Below are 17975 nucleotides of genomic sequence, written 5' to 3' on the forward strand. Positions count from 1 at the left end.
CCCCCGCCGCGCCAGTGGCGGCCGCCTGCGTAGGAAGCGGTCGGGGCGACCGCGGTCAGCGCCAGCACCGCGGCCGTGGCAAGCACGACCTTGCGGCCGGTAAAGCTCGAAAATCTGTCAAACATGTCCTGGACCCTCCTTGGGACCTCGAATGGTGCCTGACGACAGGCTCATGTCCTTCAAACACCCGCAGCCCATGTTGGGTTCCCCAACCCCAACAGAAGCTGAACGGGGTTGCGTGATCGTGACGCAACCCCCGCTCATCCCCCGTTCATGTTGGCGCGCGCAGGCTCATCGCCGGCCGGCGCTGCGAGCGTCACGAAACCACAACAATGCGGGACCGGCGCAACTGATGTCAGAATTCAAGACGATCGCCCTTCGTGGCCTGCTGGCCGTTGCAATCTCGCTCGCCGCGCTGATCGCACGCGACGCCACGGCGGCCGAGACCGCCGCGCCGTCCACGGCGATCCACTTCACCTTCGACCGCCCCATCGATGCGAGCATGGCACCGTTCTTCCTCGCCGCGAAAGACGGCAGCTTCAGCGCCGAACATCTCAATGTGTCCTTCAACAGCGCGGCCGGATCGCCCGATGCGCTCAAGCGCGTCGCCAAGGGCGACAGCGAGCTTGCGCTCGTCGACATCAACGAGCTCATCCGCTTTCGCGACAAGAACGATGCGGCACCGATCAAGGCTGTGTTCGTGCTGTTCAACCGGGCGCCCTACGCGATCGTCGCGCGCAGGAGCCGCGGCATCCATTTGCTGCCCGATCTCGACGGCAAGACCGTCGGCGTGGCCGACAGCGATCTGTCGATGCGGCTGTGGCCGGCGCTGGCGCAGCAGAACAACATCGACTTGTCGCATGTGAAATTCCACAAGATGAGTGCCGCGGTGCGCGAACCGATCCTCTCCGCCGGACAGGTCGATGCCGTCGCCGGCTTCAGCTATCTCTCGGCGGTGAACCTGCGCGACCGCGGCGTGCCCGGCGGCGATCTCGTCGTGCTGCGTTACGCCGACTATGGCTGCGAAGCCTATGGCTTTGCCGTCGTGGTCAACCCCGCCTTCGCCGCCGCTAAGCCTGATGCGGTGAAAGGATTCGTCCGCGCACTGATCGCCGGCGTCAACGCGACGGTCAAGGAGCCGGCGCGGGCGGCGGACGAGGCCGCCAGCCGCATCGACGACGGCGACCGCGACCTTGAGCTGGAGCGCCTGCGCACCGTGCTGGTCGACAACGTCCTGACCGACGAGGTCAGGCGCAACGGCCTCGGCGGCATCGAGCCTGCCCGCCTGGAGCGCTCGATCGACCAGATCGCCCAGGACTTCAAATTACGCAAGAAGCCGATAGCGGGGGATATCTTCGATGACCGGTTCCTGCCGCCGGTCGCGGGGCGGCTGATCAATTGAGGCGCCGATCTTGACTTATGTAAGCAAATAGCTTACACTTTCAACATATCGGATTTTGGTAGCACCTTGATCGAGTCCTTCCGGAACAAGGCTCTTGGCGATCTTTGGTCTAAGGGAAAGACAACGAAGATCGATTCGAAGATGCACGCCAGAATCTTGCGACGACTGGATCAACTCGATACTGCCTCGCTTCCTGAGGACATGAACATGCTTGGCTTCGACTTTCATCGTCTGCACGGGAAGCCAGTCAGGTACACGGTCCATGTGAATGGACCGTGGTGCATCACTTTCGAGTTCGAGAATAGTGACGCCTATCGAGTCGATTTCGAGCAATATCATTAGGTGAGCCGAGAGCGCCATGGCCGAATATCCTGCCAAGAGAAACCCCCGTCGCTGCCCCGTCCATCCCGGTGCAGTGCTCCGCGAAGACATGCTACCAGTCTCTGGCAAGACCAAGGTCGAGATAGCGCGCCTCTTGGGCATTTCGCGGCAGCATCTTCACGACATCATGGAAGAGAAGAAGCCGCTGTCCCCGGAGGTGGCGGTGCGGGTCGGAAAGCTGTTTGGAGGCGGTGCCGGCATCTGGGTCCGGATGCAGGCGGCTTATGACACCTGGCACGCGGAACAGACGGTGGACGTCAGCAAGATCCCCACCCTGAAGGTAGCCTGAGCCGTCCACACCAGTGTGGTTTGCAGCCCTTCAATCGGTTGACTGACGACCTCCCCGCGGTCCAGCGTATCTCATGTCCATTTTCAGCCTCTATACCCGCGTTCTCGAGCTGCTCGGCAAGGAGGCGCGGCTGGGATGGTTGCTGGCGTTCGCCAATCTGCTGCTGGCGGCCTCGCAGTTCGCCGAGCCCGTGCTGTTCGGCCGGATCGTCGACGTGCTCTCGGGCAAGACGGTCGCCGGGTCGAGCTCGGCCTGGCCGTTCCTGATCGCCTGGGTGGCGTTCGGGCTGTTCACCATCGGCTGCAGCGCACTCGTGGCCCTGCAGGCCGACCGGCTCTCCCACCGTCAGCGCCAGGCGGTGCTGACCGACTATTTCGAGCACATCCTGCAACTGCCACTGACCTTCCACTCCGGCACCCATTCCGGCCGACTGATGAAGGTGATGCTCAACGGCACCGACGCGCTGTGGCGGCTCTGGCTCGGCTTCTTCCGCGAGCATTTTGCCGCGATCCTCTCGGTGGTCGTTCTGCTGCCGCTGTCGCTGTATCTGAACTGGCGGCTCGCGATCCTGCTGTTCGTGCTGTGCGTCGTCTTCACGGCGCTGACGACCTTCGTCGTGCGCAGGACCTTCGGCATGCAGATGGAGGTCGAGGAGCACTATAGCGAGCTCTCCGCGCGCGCCTCCGACGCGCTCGGCAATGTCGCGCTGGTGCAGAGCTTCGTCCGCGTCGAATCCGAGGTCAAAGGGCTGCGCTCCGTCGCCGACGAACTGCTGGCCGCGCAGATGCCGGTGCTGTCGTGGTGGGCGCTCGTCACCGTGATCACGCGCGCCTCCACCACCATTACGGTGCTCGCGATCTTCTCGCTCGGCATCGCCCTGCACGACCAGGGTCTCACCTCGGTCGGCGAGATCGTGATGTTCGTGAGCTTCGCGACGATGCTGATCCAGAAGCTGGAACAGGTCGTGAGCTTCATCAACAACGTGTTCATGGAAGCCCCGCGCCTGCGCGAATTCTTCAACGTGCTCGACGCCGTGCCCGCGGTGCACGACCGATCCGATGCGATCGATGCGGGGCGGCTCTCCGGCCTCGTCGAGTTCAACGACGTCACCTTCTCCTATGACGGCAAGCGGCCGGCGATCGAGGACCTCTCCTTCACCGCACTGCCCGGCCAGACCATCGCGCTGGTCGGCCCGACCGGCGCCGGCAAATCCACCGCGATCGCGCTGCTGCATCGCGCTTTCGACCCGCAATCCGGATTCATCAGGATCGACGGCATGGATGTGCGCGGCGTGACGCTGACATCGCTGCGGCGAAACATCGGCGTGGTGTTCCAGGAAGCGCTGCTGTTCAACCGCTCGATCGAGGAGAACTTGCGCGTCGGCAAGCCGGATGCGACCGAGGCGGAAATGCGCAAGGCCGCCGAGCGCGCGCAGGCACTCGACTTCATCGAACGCAGCGGCGGCTTTGCGACCAATGCCGGCGAGCGCGGCCGCATGCTCTCCGGCGGCGAGCGCCAGCGCCTCTCGATCGCCCGCGCGCTCCTCAAGGATCCGCCGATCCTGATCCTGGACGAGGCGACGTCCGCGCTCGACGCCGTCACCGAGGCCAAGGTGAATGCTGCTCTCGATGAAGTGATGAAGGGCCGCACCACCTTCGTGATCGCTCACCGCCTCTCCACCATCCGGAATGCCACGCGCATCCTAGTGTTCGAGAACGGGCGCGTGATCGAAAGCGGAACTTTCGATGAACTCGTGGCCAAAGGCGGCCATTTCGCCGAGCTCGCCAAGGCCCAGTTCATGGTCCAGGAGACGACACGGGCCAGCGTGACGGCGGCCGAGGCTGCCGCGACAGCAGCCAAGTCCCCTTAGCAAGTCCCCATAGAACCGTCGAAATTCGGCCTACTTCCTTGCGGAATACCCGGCCGAAACCCCTGTTCTCGACGCACGAGGCGGTATAGGTTTGCGACGCCGCAAGCGGCGCCGGATTTCAAAACCCGAAACTCAGATCACGAGAGCCGTCCGTATCAGGCGGGTCTCCAAGGACCGGAATCGGATAGTGCACGCCTTTCGCCCGCTGCTTCGCAAATCCCTGTTCAACCTGTTCGCTGCGACCCTCGCATGTGCCGCCTTGCTCGCGCCGCGCGCGGCGAGTGCCGAAGCGCTGCTGCTGATCGAAGCCGACAGCGGCAAGGTGTTGCAGGCGGAGAACGCGACCATCCCGTGGTATCCGGCCTCCGTCACCAAGATCATGACCGCCTATGTGACACTGAAGGCGGTCAAGGACGGCCGGCTCACGCTCGACACGCTGCTCACGGTGTCGCCGACGGCCGCCTCGCAGTCGCCGTCGAAGATGGGGTTCCGTCCGGGAACACAGCTCACCGTCGACAATGCGCTCAAGATGATGATGGTCAAGTCGGCGAACGACATGGCCGTGGTGCTCGCCGAGGGCGTCGGCGGTTCGATCGACGGCTTCTCCGCGATGATGAACGACACCGCGCAGAAGCTCGGCATGACGCAGACCAGCTACGTCAATCCGAACGGCCTGCCCGCCGACGGCCAGATCACCTCCGCGCGCGACCTCGGCATTCTCGCACGCTCGTTCCTGCGCGACCTGCCGGAATACGAATACTTCGTGCACATCCCGGCGATCCGCTTCGGCAAGCGCGTCACCGGCAATTTCAACAAGCTGATCGGCCGCTACCCCGGTGCCGACGGTTTCAAGACCGGATTCATCTGCGCCTCCGGCTACAATCTCGTCGCATCGGCGACGCGCAATGGCCGCCGGCTGATCGCGGTGGTGCTCGGCGCCAACTCCGGCACCGCGCGCGCGGTGAAGGCGGCGCAGCTGCTCGAGCGCGGCTTCAGCCAGGACAATCTCACCTGGCTCCGCCCCTCGCTCGGTACCGTCGACAAGCTGGTACCGGTCGATGCCTCGCCGCCGAACCTGCGCGAGGACATGTGCGGCGGCCATCGCAAGCGGCCCGCCAGCGACGACGACGACGCGCTGATCGCGACCAATGGCGGCACCGCAGGCTCAGCCTCCGCCACCGGCGGCGAAGCCCAGGTCACTTTCTTCACGGCCGGCCTTCAGCCGCCCCTGATGAAGGCCTCCGAATTGATGGCGGCAGCGCCGGCGGCGGCCGAGCCGGTGCTGGTCTATACCGGCCCGACCCGCACCGGCACGGCCCTGATCGCCGCGGTCGCAGCCGATGCCGACCAGCAGGCCACGCCAAAGGCGCGTGGCAAGAAGTCGCGCGTGGCGAAGAAGCCGGACGCGGCCGACAAGCCGAAAGACGCCGGCACCAAGACTGCAGCGGCGAAGCAGGACGCCAAGAGCGATGTGAAGCCTGGTGCCAAAGCGGCCGCGGCCAAGCCGGCCGGAACTAAGCACGCCGCGGCCAAGCCGGACGCAGCCGCGAAGCCTGCCGCAAGCGCCGATCAACCGGCCAAGCCGGCCAAGCCCAAGGCCGCGACCAAGCCAGCCGCCAAGCCGGCCAATAACAGTTAACGGCCCCTCGGAATTAAACCGCAGCCCGCACTTCGCACTTGCGGCAATGCGGTTTGCGACAATTCCAGTAGCCACTCCCTGACCTTTGTCCTAAGCCTCGACCGCTTGCCAGCCGTTCCGGCAGGCTCGATACTGCCGGCAATGAGGCAAGCCCGAGACACAACGGGCTCTGGTAACTGAGGGGAGTTTTCCATGGAGCGCATCTGGCTCAAGCAATATCCGCCCGGCGTGCCCGCTGATATCGAGCCGACGCAATACGCATCGCTGGTCGACCTGCTGGAGGAGAGCTTTACCAAGTTCGCCGACCGCAAGGCGTTCATCTGCATGGACAAGTCGATCAGCTATCGCGACCTCGACCAGATGTCGCTGGCGCTCGCATCCTACCTGCAAGGGCGCGGCCTCCAGCGCGGCGCGCGCGTCGCAATCATGATGCCGAACGTGCTGCAATATCCGGTTGCGACCGCAGCCGTGCTGCGCGCCGGTTTCGCGGTGGTCAACGTCAACCCGCTCTACACCCCGCGCGAGCTTGAGCATCAGCTCAAGGATTCCGGCGCGGAAGCCATCATCGTGCTGGAGAATTTTGCCCACACCGTCGAGCAGGTGATTGCCAAGACGCCGGTGAAGCATGTCATCGTCGGCAGCATGGGCGATTTGCTCGGCTTCAAGGGCGTGATCGTCAATCTCGTCGTCCGCCGCGTCAAGAAGATGGTGCCGGCCTGGACGCTGCCGGGCGCGGTGTCCTTCAACGATGCGATCTCGGCCGGTCGCTCCCTGGCATTCAACAAGCCAAAACTGTCGCCGGGCGACGTCGCCTTCCTGCAATATACCGGCGGCACCACCGGCGTCTCCAAGGGCGCCACCCTGCTCCACCGCAACATCGTCGCCAACGTCCTGCAGAACGATGCGTGGCTCCAGCCGGCGCTCGCGACGCCTCCGCATGTCGAGCAGCTGATGATCGTCTGCGCGCTCCCGCTCTATCACATCTTCGCACTGACGGCCTGCTACCTGCTCGCGGTGCGCGCCGGCGGCTGCAATCTCCTGATCCCCAATCCGCGCGACATTGCCGGTTTCGTCAAGGAGCTGGCGAAGTATCAGGTCAACAGCTTCCCGGCCGTCAACACGCTCTACAACGGGCTGATGCACCATCCTGATTTCAAGAAGCTCGACTTCTCCAAGCTCAAGATCTCGAACGGCGGCGGCATGGCCGTGCAGCGCCCCGTGGCCGAGCAGTGGAAGGCCGTGACCGGCTGCTTCATCGCCGAAGGCTACGGGCTGTCGGAGACCTCCCCGACCCTGACCTGCAATCCCGCGACCACGAACGATTTCTCCGGCTCGATCGGCATTCCCGTGCCCTCGACTTACATCTCGATCCGCGACGACGACGGCAACGAAGTCCCGCCCGGCCAGCCCGGCGAGATCTGCGCCAAGGGTCCGCAGGTGATGTCGGGCTACTGGAACAGGCCGGAAGAGACCGCCAAGGTGATGACCGCGGACGGTTATTTCCGCACCGGCGATATCGGCGTGATGGACGAGAAGGGCTACACCAAGATCGTCGACCGCAAGAAGGACATGATCCTGGTCTCGGGCTTCAACGTCTATCCGAACGAGATCGAGGAAGTGATCGCGAGCCATCCAGGCGTGCTCGAATGCGCCGTGATCGGCGTTCCCGACAGCGGGTCCGGCGAGGCGGTGAAGGCGTTCGTGGTGAAGAAGGACCCGAATGTCACGGCGGAGGACGTCATCAAGTTCTGCCGCGAGCAACTCACCGGCTACAAGGTGCCCAAGCAGATCGAATTCCGCACAGATCTGCCCAAGACCAATGTCGGCAAGATCCTGCGCCGCGAGCTGCGCGACGAGAAGAAGGCGCAGGCGGCGTAAAGGTCGCCTCTGCGGTTCATGACTGACATCGGCGACATCACGCCATCAGGCATTCTCGCCTTCTGGCGCGAGGCCGGCCGCGAACGCTGGTACAAGCGCGACGACGGGTTCGACAGTGAGGTCCGCCGCCGCTTTCTTCCGCTCTGGGAGAAGGCCGTTGCCGGCGAGCTGGCCTCATGGGAGGCCAGCGACGACGGGGCGCTCGCGCTCGTCATCGTGCTCGACCAGTTTCCCCGCAACATGTTTCGCGGCACACGCGAAGCCTTTGCCAGCGACGCGCTGGCGCGCGACGTCGCCCGCCGCGCCATCGCGCGGGGTGTCGACAAGAGGATCGACCCGATCCTGCTCGAATTCCTCTACATGCCCTTCATGCATTCCGAGCACCTGCCCGACCAGTTGCATTGCGTTGCCCTGTTTCAGAGCACCGACAATACGGAAAACCTGAAATACGCCCGGGAGCATGCCGGCATCATCGAGCGGTTCGGCCGCTTTCCTCACCGCAACCGCCTGCTCGGCCGCGACAGCACTGCGGACGAGCAGGCTTTCCTCGACAATGGCGGCTTTTCGGGCTGATGACATCACGGTGAGGGGTGACCGCCCTCGCCGCTTTCCCCGCCGGCAATATTGTGCAGTGCCGCCGCACGGTCTAAAAAGCCCTACCGATTTTCAGGGAGACTGACGATGGCGATCCAGACTGGCGACAAGCTGCCCGAGGCAAAATTCCGCGTGATGACGGCGGAAGGCCCGCAGGTGAAGACCACCGACGATATCTTCAAGGGCAAGAAAGTGGCGCTGTTCGCGGTGCCCGGCGCCTACACCGGCACCTGCCACAAGATGCATCTGCCGAGCATCTTCCTCAACGCCTACGCCATGAAGGACAAGGGCGTCGACACCATCGCGATCGTCTCCGTCAACGACGCCTTCGTCATGAACGCCTGGAAGCGCGACACCGACCAGCGCGACGAGGCGATCTTCCTCGCCGACGGCAACGCCGACTTCGCCAAGGCTATCGGCATGGAGCTCGACGCCTCCGGCAACGGCCTCGGCATCCGCTCCAAGCGCTATTCGATGCTGGTCGAGGACGGCGTGGTCAAGAAGCTGAACCTCGAAGCGATGCCCGGCAAGGTCGAAGTCTCCGGCGGCGATACGCTGCTCGGACAGCTGTAAGCTTTAGGCGCCGGCTCCTTCCAAGCGGGAAGTACCGTAGGGTGGGCAAAAGGCGCGTCAGCGCCGTGCCCACCATCTTTACTTGATTGAGAAGAAACCGTGGGCACGCTTCGCTTTGCCCACCCTGCGAAACCGGGCGACGCCGACAGCGCGTCGCCTACTCCGCCACCCGCTGCTGCGTCCTCGCCTTGACGATCCCATCCCGCGCCAGCTGATCGGCGCGCTCGTTTTCCGGATGGCCGGCGTGGCCCTTGACCCAGTGCCAGCGGACCTCATGCGCCTTCAGCGCCGCATCCAGCCGCTGCCACAGCTCGACATTCTTCACCGGCTTCTTGTCGGCGGTGCGCCAGCCGTTGCGCTTCCAGCCGTGGATCCAGCCGGTGATGCCCTGCCGGACATACTGGCTGTCGGTATAGAGATCGACCGTGCACGGCTTCTTCAGCGCTTCGAGCGCGGAGATCGCCGCCATCAATTCCATCTGGTTGTTGGTGGTGTGGCGCTCGCCACCGTTCAGCTCTTTTTCCTTGTCACCGAACTTCAGGATCGCGCCCCAGCCGCCGGGCCCCGGATTCCCCGAGCAGGCGCCGTCGGTATAGATCGTGACGTTGGGAAGCTCGCTCACGCGACCAATCCTGACGGCATCAGCCCGTAGTCGCGCACGCTCGTCACGCTCTGGTGGAAGCGCAGCTTGCGGACATATTCCAGGGGATCCTTCGGCTTGACCAGCGCGCCCTCGGGCACGTTGAGCCAGTCGACCAGCCGCGTCAGCAGGAAGCGGATCGCGGCGCCGCGCGCCAGCAGCGGCAGCGCGGCCTCCTCGGCTTCGGAGAGCTTGCGCACGCGGCCATAGGTATTGAGGAAGGCACGCGCCTTGGTGACGTTGAAGGAATGATCCGGCTCGAAGCACCAGGCGTTGAGGCAGATCGCGACGTCATAGGCCAGCATGTCGTCGCAGGCGAAGGTGAAGTCGATGATGCCGGAGAGCTTGTCGCCGAGGAAAAAGACATTGTCGTTGAAGAGGTCGGCGTGGATCACGCCTTCGGGCAGGCTGGTCGGCCAGACGCCGCCGGAGAGATAGTCGAGCTCGGCCGCGAGAAACGCACGCAGGCCCGGCTGCACCTCGTCGGCGCGGTTTGCGGCCGCATCGAACAGCGGCCGCCAGCCCGCAACCGAGAGCGCGTTGGCACGCTTGATCGCAAAATTGGCGCCCGCCAGATGCATCCTGGCCAGCCCCTCGCCGACGCCGGCGCAATGGGCCACGTTCGGCTTGCGCGGCCAGACGCCTTCGAGAAATGTGATGATCGCGGCGGGACGTCCCGACAGCTCGCGCAGCGCCTCACCGTCCCGGGCCTTCACCGGCAGCGGGCAATTGACGCCGTGCTCGGCCAGATGCGTCATCAATGCGAGGAAGAACGGCAGATCGTTCTTCGCCACGCGCTTCTCATAGAGCGTGAGGATGAACGATCCTTGGCTGGTATGCAGCAGGAAGTTGGTGTTTTCGACGCCCTCGGCGATGCCCTTGTAGGAGAGCAATTCGCCGAGATCGTATTGCCTCAGGAAATCCGCAAGCTCGTCGGCGGCAACGTCGGTGTAGACCGCCATACAAGTCTACTCGGCGGCGGCTTCGGGGCGCACCTGGCGCGGCAGCGGGAAGAACTCGTTCTCTTCCGCGGCCGAGACCGTTTCCACATGCAGCGTGAAGCGTTCGGCGAAGGCGTCCATGATCTCCTCGACGATCACTTCCGGCGCAGAGGCGCCCGCGGTGATGCCGAGGCTGGTGATGTTTTCGAAACGCTTCCAGTCGAGGTCGGCGGCGCGCTGCGCCAGCACCGCGATCTTGCAGCCTTCGCGCTCGGCGACTTCACGCAGGCGCTGCGAGTTCGACGAATTGGGCGCACCGACAACGATGAGCGCGTCCACCACCGGCGCCACCTTCTTCACCGCGAGCTGGCGGTTGGTGGTGGCGTAGCAGATGTCTTCCTTGTGCGGCCCGTTGATGTTCGGGAAGCGCTCCTTGAGCAGCGCCACGATCTCCGCGGTGTCGTCGATCGACAGCGTGGTCTGGGTCACGAAGGCGAGGTTGTTCGGGTCCTTCGGGGTGATGGTCTTGGCGTCCTCGGCGGTCTCGATCAGGGTCACGGCGCCAACCGGAAGCTGACCGAGCGTGCCGACCACCTCGGGGTGATGGGAGTGGCCGATCAGAAAGATCTCGCGGCCGCGCTTGAAGTGAATGGCGGCCTCGCGGTGCACCTTGGTCACCAGCGGGCAGGTCGCATCCAGCGAGAACAGATTGCGGGACGTCGCGTCGGCCGGAACCGATTTCGGCACGCCATGGGCCGAGAACACCACCGGCGCGGTGGTGTTTTCCGGGATTTCCGCGAGCTCCTCGACGAAGATCGCGCCCTTCTTCTTCAACCCGTCGACGACGTATTTGTTGTGCACAATCTCGTGGCGAACATAGACGGGGGCGCCATACTTATCGAGCGCCCGTTCCACGGTGTCGATCGCCCGGACCACCCCGGCACAGAAGCCGCGGGGAGAACAAAGCACGATCTTGAGGTCTGGTTTGGCTGACATTGAGCGATCTCGGGACCGAATCACCCGTTTCGCCTTCTGGCGGGGGCGGTCGATGGATGGAAAGGGCTTAAAACGGTCTGCTTGGACTTTACAGGCACTTCAAAGGGAATTGGGCCCCCTTTCGGGCGCTGTCAAGGCACTATCTATAGCAGAACCATTGCGTGGCTACCCCCTCCGGGCTTATATAGCGCCAATTCCCTGTCATCGCTGATGACTACCGGTTTCGCCTCCTGAGGGGTGGGCGAAGCACAAAGGAGATTTGCCATGAGCAACGCACCTCTGATGCCCAAGGCGACCGCCGTCTGGCTGCTCGACAACACCGCGCTGACCTTCGACCAGGTCGCCGATTTCACCAAGATGCATCCCCTCGAGGTGCGTGCGATCGCCGATGGCGACGCCGCCCAGGGCATCAAGGGCATGGATCCCCTCTCCAACGGCCAGCTGACCCGCGAGGAGATCGAGAAGGGCGAGAAGAACCCGGACTATCGCCTCCGCCTCCAGGAGAGCAAGGTGGTGCTGCCGCCGCAGCCCAAGCGCAAGGGCCCGCGCTATACCCCGGTCTCGCGCCGCCACGAGCGTCCGAGTGCCATCCTCTGGCTGCTGCGCAGCCATCCCGAGCTCAAGGACGCCCAGGTCATGCGCCTGGTCGGCACCACCAAGAGCACGATCGCCAGCGTCCGCGACCGCACGCACTGGAACACCTCGCAGCTGACCCCGATCGATCCTGTCACCCTCGGTCTCTGCTCGCAGATCGAGCTCGATTTCGAAGTGGCGCGCGCGGCCAAAGAAAAGCCGATCGACGCAGCCTATGGCGGCGCCACCCTGCTGCCGGCCTCCGAGACCACCAAGAAGGACGAGTACGAACCGGCCGAGCGCTCCAGCGACGACCTCAACGTCGACGCCGTGTTCGCCAAGCTCAAGACGCTCGGCGGCAAGAAGCAGGACGAAGACGAGGAGTAAGGCTCCGCTCTTCATTCGTCATCGCATGCAAACGCGGCGGGCCAACCCGCCGCGTTTTTGTTTGTGTCAGAACTTGTACGTCACGCCGCCGCCGACCAGCCACGGATCGATATGGGCGGTGCCGGTGACCGGCAGGCCCGAGACGGTCGCGCTGTAATCCGGCCGCAGCCAGAGCTTCTTGACGTCGACGTTGAGACCCCAGTGCCGGTCGAGCATGTAGTCGAAGCCGAACTGCACGGCGCCGCCCCAGGCGTTGCTGACATGCAGGCTGGTGGTGGTAGCGACGATCGCGGGCGGGCCGACAATGGCAGCCGGCGAATTCGCAGCCGAATTGTTGAAGAAGACCGTGTAGTTCACGCCGGCGCCGACATAGGGCTTGAACGCGCCGAAATTGTCGAAGTGATATTGTAGCGTCAGCGTCGGCGGCAGCAGCGTGGTCTTGCCGATCGGCAAATTCGCGAGCGAACCGGTGCCGCTGATCGAATGCCTGGTCACGCCGAGGATCAATTCGGCCGCGATGTTCTTCGTGAAGAAGTAGCTGATGTCGAGCTCGGGCACGACCTGATCGCTGATCGACAGGCCGGAATTCGGCGATGACAGCGAGGGCACGCCCGCGACATTGACGGTGGAGCCGCCGGCATCGGGCAACACGCCGAGCACGCGCAGGCGCACCATCCAGGGATTGAACGCCTCGACCGGCGGCGGCGCCTTCTTGTAGACCGGCAGGTCCGCGGCCAGCGCCGGGGCAAATGCCCCCGCGAGCAGCGCGCCGACCGTTGCAAGCCGCGCCAGGTTTCTTGTCGTTCTCTGCATTTCAATCCCCTTCAGCCATCTCTCGCGCATCGTTGCGCGACATCAGCGTCAGAGCAGAAAGGGGATGGTGAAGGATTTGACGTCGATCAAATCAAGCGAAACACGGCCCGGTTTGTGTCGCGGCGTTGCAGATGTGTCACGACCGACGCGAGCGAACGACGCAGGATAATACCGCGCCCGATATCACGGCCGGTCTGGATGGTTCAGCATGTACTCGCCGAGATCGCGCTGGCGACGGTCGGCGCGCGCGGTGGCGGCATTGCGCTGGACGTCGCGGTCCTTGCGGCAGGCCACGTATTCGGGAGAGCCAGACGCATAGCCGCGGCTCTGACACACGGCGTCGTCATCGTCACCGCCCATCGCCACCGGCGTCTGGTAGCGCGCGGAGCAGGCGGAGAGAGCGATGGCGAGGGCTACAGCTGCAAGCAGGCGCGGCACGGTGGCGAGTGGCATACGAGGTCCCCTTCTGGCCGGCCCTGTTTAACGCGGAATGAGGAGATTGTAAGTCCCTGGGGGCCGTTCCCGCGCTCACTGTCATTCCCCGCGAAAGTGGGGAATCCAGTACTCCGCGGGGGTCGCCGGTTCACTCGATGTCCGCCGCGGCGTACTGGATCGCCCGGTCAAAGCCGGGCGATGACACCGGAGTTGGTGAAGCGGCCTCACACCCGCCCCTTCAAAGCCTCCCCGATCTCGTCCAGCACCTTGGGATCCTCGATCGTTGCCGGCATGGCCCAGGATTCGCCATCCGCGATCTTCTTGATGGTGCCGCGCAAGATCTTGCCGGAGCGCGTCTTGGGCAGGCGGCCGACGGTGATGGCGAGCTTGAAGGCGGCGACGGGGCCGAGCTTGTCGCGCACCAGCGCGATGATCTCCTTCTCGATCTCGGCGGGCGGCCGCTTCACGCCAGCCTTGAGCACCAGGAAGCCGCAGGGCACCTCGCCCTTGATCGCATCCTTGACGCCGAGTACGGCGCATTCGGCGACATCAGGATGCGAAGCCAGGATCTCCTCCATGCCACCGGTGGAGAGCCTGTGGCCGGCGACATTGATGATGTCGTCGGTGCGGCCCATGACGAAGACGTAGCCGTCCTCGTCCTTGTAGCCGGCGTCCGAGGTTTTGTAATAGCCGGGGAATTCGGTGAGATAGGCCTCCTTGAATCGTTCGTCCTGATTCCACAGCGTCGGCAGGCAGCCCGGGGGCATCGGCAGTTTTATCACGATCGATCCCATGGTGTTGGGACCGACCGGCTTTGCCGCCTCGTCCACCACGTCGACCTGATAGCCCGGCATCGGCACCGTCGGCGAGCCGTGCTTCACCGGCAGCATGCCGAGGCCGACCGGATTGCCGGCGATGCACCAGCCGGTCTCGGTCTGCCACCAATGGTCGATGACAGGCACCTTCAACTGCTGCTCCGCCCATTCCACCGTCGGCGGATCGGCGCGCTCGCCGGCCAGGAACAGCGTGCGGAATTTCGACAGGTCGTATTGCCGGATGAATTTGCCGTCCGGATCCTCTTTCCGGATCGCGCGGAACGCGGTCGGCGCGGTGAACAGTGCCACCGCCTTGTGCTCGCTGATGACGCGCCAGAACGCGCCGGCATCGGGCGTACCGACCGGCTTGCCCTCATACATGATTGAGGTCGCGCCCTGCAGCAGCGGGCCATAGATGATGTAGCTGTGGCCGACCACCCAGCCGATGTCGGAGCCGCACCACCAGACCTCGCCCGGCTTGATCCCATAGAGGTTGAACATCGACCATTTCAGCGCGACCAGATGGCCGCCATTGTCGCGCACGACGCCCTTGGGGATGCCCGTGGTGCCCGACGTATAGAGGATGTAGAGCGGGTCGGTGGCGGCGACCGGCACGCAAGGCGCCTTCTTGCCGTCGTTCATCGCCTTGCGGCGCAGGCTGGCCCAATCGTAATCGCGGCCCGGCGTGAGGTTACAGATGAGCTGCGGTCGTTGCAGCACGATGCAGGCCTTCGGCTTGCTGCCGGCAAGCCTGATCGCCTCGTCGAGCAGCGGCTTGTACTGCACGATGCGGCCGGGCTCGATGCCGCAGCTCGCCGACAGGATCAGCTTCGGCTGCGCATCGTCGATGCGGGTGGCAAGCTCCTTCGCGGCAAAGCCGCCGAACACGACGGAATGCACGGCGCCGATGCGCGCGCAGGCGAGCATCGCAACCACCGCCTCCGGCACCATCGGCATGTAGAGGATGACGCGGTCACCCTTGGCGACGCCGAAATCCCGCATGATGGCGGCCAGCGCCTGCACCTCGGCGAGGAGCGCGGCATAGGTGAATTTGGTGACGCTGTTGGTCAGCGGCGAGTCGTGGATCAGCGCGACCTGGTCGGCGCGGCCGCGTTCGACGTGGCGGTCGAGCGCGTTGTAGCAGGTGTTGACGACGCCGCCCGTGAACCAGCGCCCGTAAACACCCTGCGAGGCGTCGAAGATCGTCTTTGGCGGCTCGATCCAGTCGATCTCCGTGGCCGCCTCGGCCCAGAAGCCCTGAGGATCGGCCAGCGAGCGCGCATGGATCTCGTGATAGAGACTCTTCCCCTGGATATTCATTCCGGCGCTCCCGTTCCCTTTATTCACCTGGCCTTGACCTGACCGACAGGAGATGCGTCCCGCCATGACAGGGATCAAGGACCGGCCTTGTTTGGGGGCTATTTTCCCGGGAACGGGCCGCGGTTCAAGCTGAAAAGGGTGGGCCTTTTGGAGGAGGACGCTGCTGCTGCGGCATCGGCGGTAGGCTCCCTCTCCCGCAAGCGGCAGAGGTAACCGAGCCAGCCGCAGGTTTTGGCTTCGGCGGCGCCTCAGCTCTCCATCGCGTTCAGCTTCTGCAATCGCTCCTGCATGATCTTCTTCAGATCGTAGCCCGGACGGCGGAAGCTGGCATCGCGCGTCGCGAGGAAATCGCGCTGGGTCTTGCGGAGGTCGCCAGCCGATCGCTTGCCGGCCGATTTCAGCATACGCTCGTAAGTCTCCGCGATCTGGCGATCGAGCACGCCGAGCTGCGGATCGGCGCAGATCACCTTCTCGACCTCGCGCTTCGCCGTCGCGCAATCGAACGACGGACCGTTGCCGGAATTCGCCGCCAGCGGCCGCGGCGGCTCGGCGCCGAATTTCGCGATCTCCGCGATCATGGTGCGACGGCCGGCGGCGGCGTTGTCGTTGCCGGGATCGAGCTTCAGCGCGGTCTCATAGTCGGCCAGCGCCTTCCTGCGCTCGCCCATCTTCTTGTAGAGCACGGCGCGATTGTTGTAGGTCTGCGCGAAATTCGGATCGAGCTTCAGCGCGGATTCGTAATCACCCAGCGCCGCACCAAGCTCGCCCTTGAGCTGATAGGAATCGCCGCGGTTGGTGAAGAAGTTCGGCTTCGGCGCCAGCCGCAAGGCCTGGTCGTAATCGGCGATCGCCTCGTCGTACTTGCCCATTGCCGCCAGCGACAGGCCGCGATTGTCGTAATATTCCGGCACTTTCGGATCGAGCCTGATCGCCTCGCCGTCGTCGGCGACCGACTTGTCGAGCTGGCCGAGCTTCTTGTAGGCGGCGCCGCGGTTGGTGTAGCTGCGCGCCCGGTTCGGATCGAGCCGCAGCGCCTCGCTGAGATCGCGGATCGCCTTCTCGTTGTCGCCGCCGAGATAATAGGTCGCGCCGCGATCGGACCAGGCCTGCGCATAGTCCGGTTTCAGCTTGATCGCCCGGTCGTAATCGGCCAGTGCGCGCTCGAGCCGGCGCTGGTTGGTGTAGACGACGCCGCGCAGCTCATAGGCCTCCGCATCCTCAGCATCGAGCTCGATCGCCTTGCTGAGATCGGCCGCCGCGCGGCCGAGATCGCCGCCAGCCTCGCGCAGCAAATCGCCGCGCAGGCGCCAGGCTTTTGCGTTCTTGCCGTCGAGCGTGATGGCGCGGTCGATATCCCGCAGCGCCTGGGTCAGGCCACCCGAAATCCGCGCACTGGCATCGGCACGGACCAGCAGAGCCGCGGCGCGGTCGGAAGATGGATTCGCGGTCTGGTCGACAATGGCGCTGCATGCCGTGATCAGCTCGGCGGGAGCGGCCTTGCTCCCGGATACGCAATCGACGGCGGCCGAGGCTGGAGCGGCGATGATCAGGCTCATCGCAGCGCTGAGCAGGACGGCGCGAAATGGGATTTTCGCAAACGGGAACATTTGCGCGGAAGGATGCGTGCCGCACATCAGGAAGGCTCCGTGACATCAGGTTTTCACCATTGTCGCGGCGGGGAACGGATGGGTTCAAATCGAGGCTGGTTGGGGACGCACCAGCGCATCATTCCCTCGCCCCCAGCCTGTCCGCCGAAGCCTTAGCGAAGGCGGGGGCAGGGGAGGCGAAGACCGCGTCAATAGCCGTCCACGCCGTTCAGCCGTTGCAGCCGCTCCTGCATGGCCTTCTTCAGATCGTAGCCGGTATGACCAAACCCGGCATTCCGGCGCGCAATGAACTCATCCTGCTCGCGCTGAAGATTCCTGGCTTCCGCGGGATTGCGGGCTTCCCGGATCACGCGCGCATTGGCCGCAAAAACCTCCCGGTCGAGATCGGCGAGCTCGCGATTGCCGCAGATCGCCTTCTCCACGGCACGCGCCGCGCCTTTGCAATTGAAGCTGGGCTTGCCGGCGACCGCCATTTGCGCGCCGATCCGTTCCAGCTCGCGCGCCATCGCCTTGTGATTGGCCTTGGCCTTCTCGTGGTTCGGATCGATCTTCAGCGCGGCACCGAAATCCTGCACCGCCTTCGGCTTGTCGCCCTTCTTCAGCCACAGCTCGCCGCGGGCGTTGAAGAGGTCGGCGAGGGTCGGATCGAGCAGGAGAGCCCGGCTGTCGTCGGCGATCGCGCGGTCGACCTGGTCATGCCGCGCATAGAGCGCGCCACGCGCGACCAGCGCCTTGATCAGGTCGGCCTTCGCCGTCTTCTCATTGTCGATCACGGCGGCGCAGGCCGGGCTCGCCCTGTCCATGTCGTCGGCGGCGGCCGCC

17 protein-coding genes are annotated in these 17975 nt (G+C 64.6%); 9 read left to right on the forward strand and 8 right to left on the reverse strand.

Features of this window, described 5'->3' with window-relative positions; all coding sequences use genetic code 11:
• Positions 1–352: 352 nt before the first annotated feature.
• From PMI42_RS23590 to PMI42_RS23625, 8 genes are all read left to right on the forward strand, one after another.
• On the forward strand, positions 353–1402 hold the full coding sequence (locus PMI42_RS23590; protein ID WP_008138709.1) for an ABC transporter substrate-binding protein: 1050 nt from the start codon (positions 353–355) through the stop codon (positions 1400–1402).
• A gap of 66 nt (positions 1403–1468) precedes the next feature.
• Positions 1469–1744: a type II toxin-antitoxin system RelE/ParE family toxin gene (locus PMI42_RS23595; RefSeq protein WP_035966437.1), complete on the forward strand. Its 276-nt coding sequence runs from the start codon at positions 1469–1471 to the stop codon at positions 1742–1744.
• Between the two features lie 16 nt (positions 1745–1760).
• Positions 1761–2072: a HigA family addiction module antitoxin gene (locus PMI42_RS23600; protein ID WP_008138713.1), complete on the forward strand. Its 312-nt coding sequence runs from the start codon at positions 1761–1763 to the stop codon at positions 2070–2072.
• A gap of 73 nt (positions 2073–2145) precedes the next feature.
• Positions 2146–3942, forward strand: a complete 1797-nt coding sequence (locus PMI42_RS23605; protein ID WP_008138715.1) for a glucan ABC transporter ATP-binding protein/ permease — start codon at positions 2146–2148, stop codon at positions 3940–3942.
• A gap of 187 nt (positions 3943–4129) precedes the next feature.
• Positions 4130–5581: a D-alanyl-D-alanine carboxypeptidase family protein gene (locus tag PMI42_RS23610; protein WP_008138717.1), complete on the forward strand. Its 1452-nt coding sequence runs from the start codon at positions 4130–4132 to the stop codon at positions 5579–5581.
• 192 nt (positions 5582–5773) lie between these two features.
• On the forward strand, positions 5774–7459 hold the full coding sequence (locus PMI42_RS23615) for a long-chain fatty acid--CoA ligase (RefSeq protein ID WP_008138720.1): 1686 nt from the start codon (positions 5774–5776) through the stop codon (positions 7457–7459).
• A gap of 18 nt (positions 7460–7477) precedes the next feature.
• Entirely contained in the window at positions 7478–8032 is a 555-nt protein-coding gene (locus PMI42_RS23620; protein WP_008138722.1) for a DUF924 family protein, read from the forward strand.
• 108 nt (positions 8033–8140) lie between these two features.
• Positions 8141–8626, forward strand: a complete 486-nt coding sequence (locus PMI42_RS23625) for a peroxiredoxin (protein WP_007597501.1) — start codon at positions 8141–8143, stop codon at positions 8624–8626.
• Positions 8627–8783: 157 nt separating this feature from the next.
• Here the strand turns inward: PMI42_RS23625 and rnhA are convergent, their stop codons facing one another.
• Genes rnhA through ispH form a run of 3 tightly spaced genes read right to left on the reverse strand, consistent with a single transcriptional unit; the run spans position 8784 to position 11203 of the window.
• On the reverse strand, positions 8784–9248 hold the full coding sequence (gene rnhA / locus PMI42_RS23630) for a ribonuclease HI (RefSeq protein WP_008138730.1): 465 nt from the start codon (positions 9246–9248) through the stop codon (positions 8784–8786).
• Positions 9245–10228 (reverse strand): homoserine kinase, encoded by a 984-nt coding sequence (locus tag PMI42_RS23635; protein ID WP_008138732.1) that lies wholly within the window; start codon positions 10226–10228, stop codon positions 9245–9247. Before PMI42_RS23635 ends, rnhA begins: the two co-directional genes overlap by 4 nt.
• A gap of 6 nt (positions 10229–10234) precedes the next feature.
• A complete protein-coding gene (ispH, locus tag PMI42_RS23640; protein ID WP_008138734.1) occupies positions 10235–11203 on the reverse strand; it encodes a 4-hydroxy-3-methylbut-2-enyl diphosphate reductase in 969 nt (322 codons plus the stop codon).
• Between the two features lie 264 nt (positions 11204–11467).
• Between ispH and PMI42_RS23645 the strand changes: the two genes are divergently transcribed.
• Positions 11468–12163 (forward strand): DUF1013 domain-containing protein, encoded by a 696-nt coding sequence (locus PMI42_RS23645; RefSeq protein ID WP_008138736.1) that lies wholly within the window; start codon positions 11468–11470, stop codon positions 12161–12163.
• Positions 12164–12229: 66 nt separating this feature from the next.
• On the opposite strand, the gene PMI42_RS23650 is transcribed toward PMI42_RS23645, so the two are convergent.
• The 5 genes from PMI42_RS23650 to PMI42_RS23670 form a co-directional block, all read right to left on the reverse strand.
• A complete protein-coding gene (locus PMI42_RS23650) occupies positions 12230–12976 on the reverse strand; it encodes an OmpW/AlkL family protein (protein ID WP_008138737.1) in 747 nt (248 codons plus the stop codon).
• Positions 12977–13159: 183 nt separating this feature from the next.
• Complete coding sequence (locus PMI42_RS23655; RefSeq protein WP_008138738.1) at positions 13160–13429, reverse strand: hypothetical protein; 270 nt, start codon at positions 13427–13429, stop codon at positions 13160–13162.
• 206 nt (positions 13430–13635) lie between these two features.
• Positions 13636–15546 carry a propionyl-CoA synthetase gene (locus PMI42_RS23660; RefSeq protein WP_008138740.1) on the reverse strand — a complete coding sequence of 637 codons (1911 nt, stop codon included), beginning with the start codon at positions 15544–15546 and terminating at the stop codon, positions 13636–13638.
• A 248-nt stretch (positions 15547–15794) separates the two neighbouring features.
• Entirely contained in the window at positions 15795–17180 is a 1386-nt protein-coding gene (locus PMI42_RS23665; protein ID WP_008138742.1) for a tetratricopeptide repeat protein, read from the reverse strand.
• Positions 17181–17341: 161 nt separating this feature from the next.
• A partial coding sequence (locus PMI42_RS23670; RefSeq protein WP_008138745.1) for a tetratricopeptide repeat protein occupies positions 17342–17975 on the reverse strand: 634 nt, incomplete at its 5' end.

Origin of the sequence: Bradyrhizobium sp. YR681 (assembly GCF_000282615.1) — a bacterium.
Taxonomy (GTDB): domain Bacteria; phylum Pseudomonadota; class Alphaproteobacteria; order Rhizobiales; family Xanthobacteraceae; genus Bradyrhizobium.

What these genes read in the sequence shown, in the direction of transcription:
- PMI42_RS23590 (WP_008138709.1), top strand. Translation starts at nt 353, where the DNA reads ATGTCAGAATTCAAGACGATCGCCCTTCGTGGCCTGCTGGCCGTTGCA.
- PMI42_RS23600 (WP_008138713.1), top strand. Translation starts at nt 1,761, where the DNA reads ATGGCCGAATATCCTGCCAAGAGAAACCCCCGTCGCTGCCCCGTCCAT.
- PMI42_RS23605 (WP_008138715.1), top strand. Translation starts at nt 2,146, where the DNA reads ATGTCCATTTTCAGCCTCTATACCCGCGTTCTCGAGCTGCTCGGCAAG.
- PMI42_RS23615 (WP_008138720.1), top strand. Translation starts at nt 5,774, where the DNA reads ATGGAGCGCATCTGGCTCAAGCAATATCCGCCCGGCGTGCCCGCTGAT.
- PMI42_RS23620 (WP_008138722.1), top strand. Translation starts at nt 7,478, where the DNA reads ATGACTGACATCGGCGACATCACGCCATCAGGCATTCTCGCCTTCTGG.
- PMI42_RS23625 (WP_007597501.1), top strand. Translation starts at nt 8,141, where the DNA reads ATGGCGATCCAGACTGGCGACAAGCTGCCCGAGGCAAAATTCCGCGTG.
- PMI42_RS23635 (WP_008138732.1), bottom strand. Translation starts at nt 10,228, where the DNA reads ATGGCGGTCTACACCGACGTTGCCGCCGACGAGCTTGCGGATTTCCTG.
- ispH (WP_008138734.1), bottom strand. Translation starts at nt 11,203, where the DNA reads ATGTCAGCCAAACCAGACCTCAAGATCGTGCTTTGTTCTCCCCGCGGC.
- PMI42_RS23645 (WP_008138736.1), top strand. Translation starts at nt 11,468, where the DNA reads ATGAGCAACGCACCTCTGATGCCCAAGGCGACCGCCGTCTGGCTGCTC.
- PMI42_RS23650 (WP_008138737.1), bottom strand. Translation starts at nt 12,976, where the DNA reads ATGCAGAGAACGACAAGAAACCTGGCGCGGCTTGCAACGGTCGGCGCG.
- PMI42_RS23655 (WP_008138738.1), bottom strand. Translation starts at nt 13,429, where the DNA reads ATGCCACTCGCCACCGTGCCGCGCCTGCTTGCAGCTGTAGCCCTCGCC.
- PMI42_RS23660 (WP_008138740.1), bottom strand. Translation starts at nt 15,546, where the DNA reads ATGAATATCCAGGGGAAGAGTCTCTATCACGAGATCCATGCGCGCTCG.
- PMI42_RS23665 (WP_008138742.1), bottom strand. Translation starts at nt 17,180, where the DNA reads ATGTGCGGCACGCATCCTTCCGCGCAAATGTTCCCGTTTGCGAAAATC.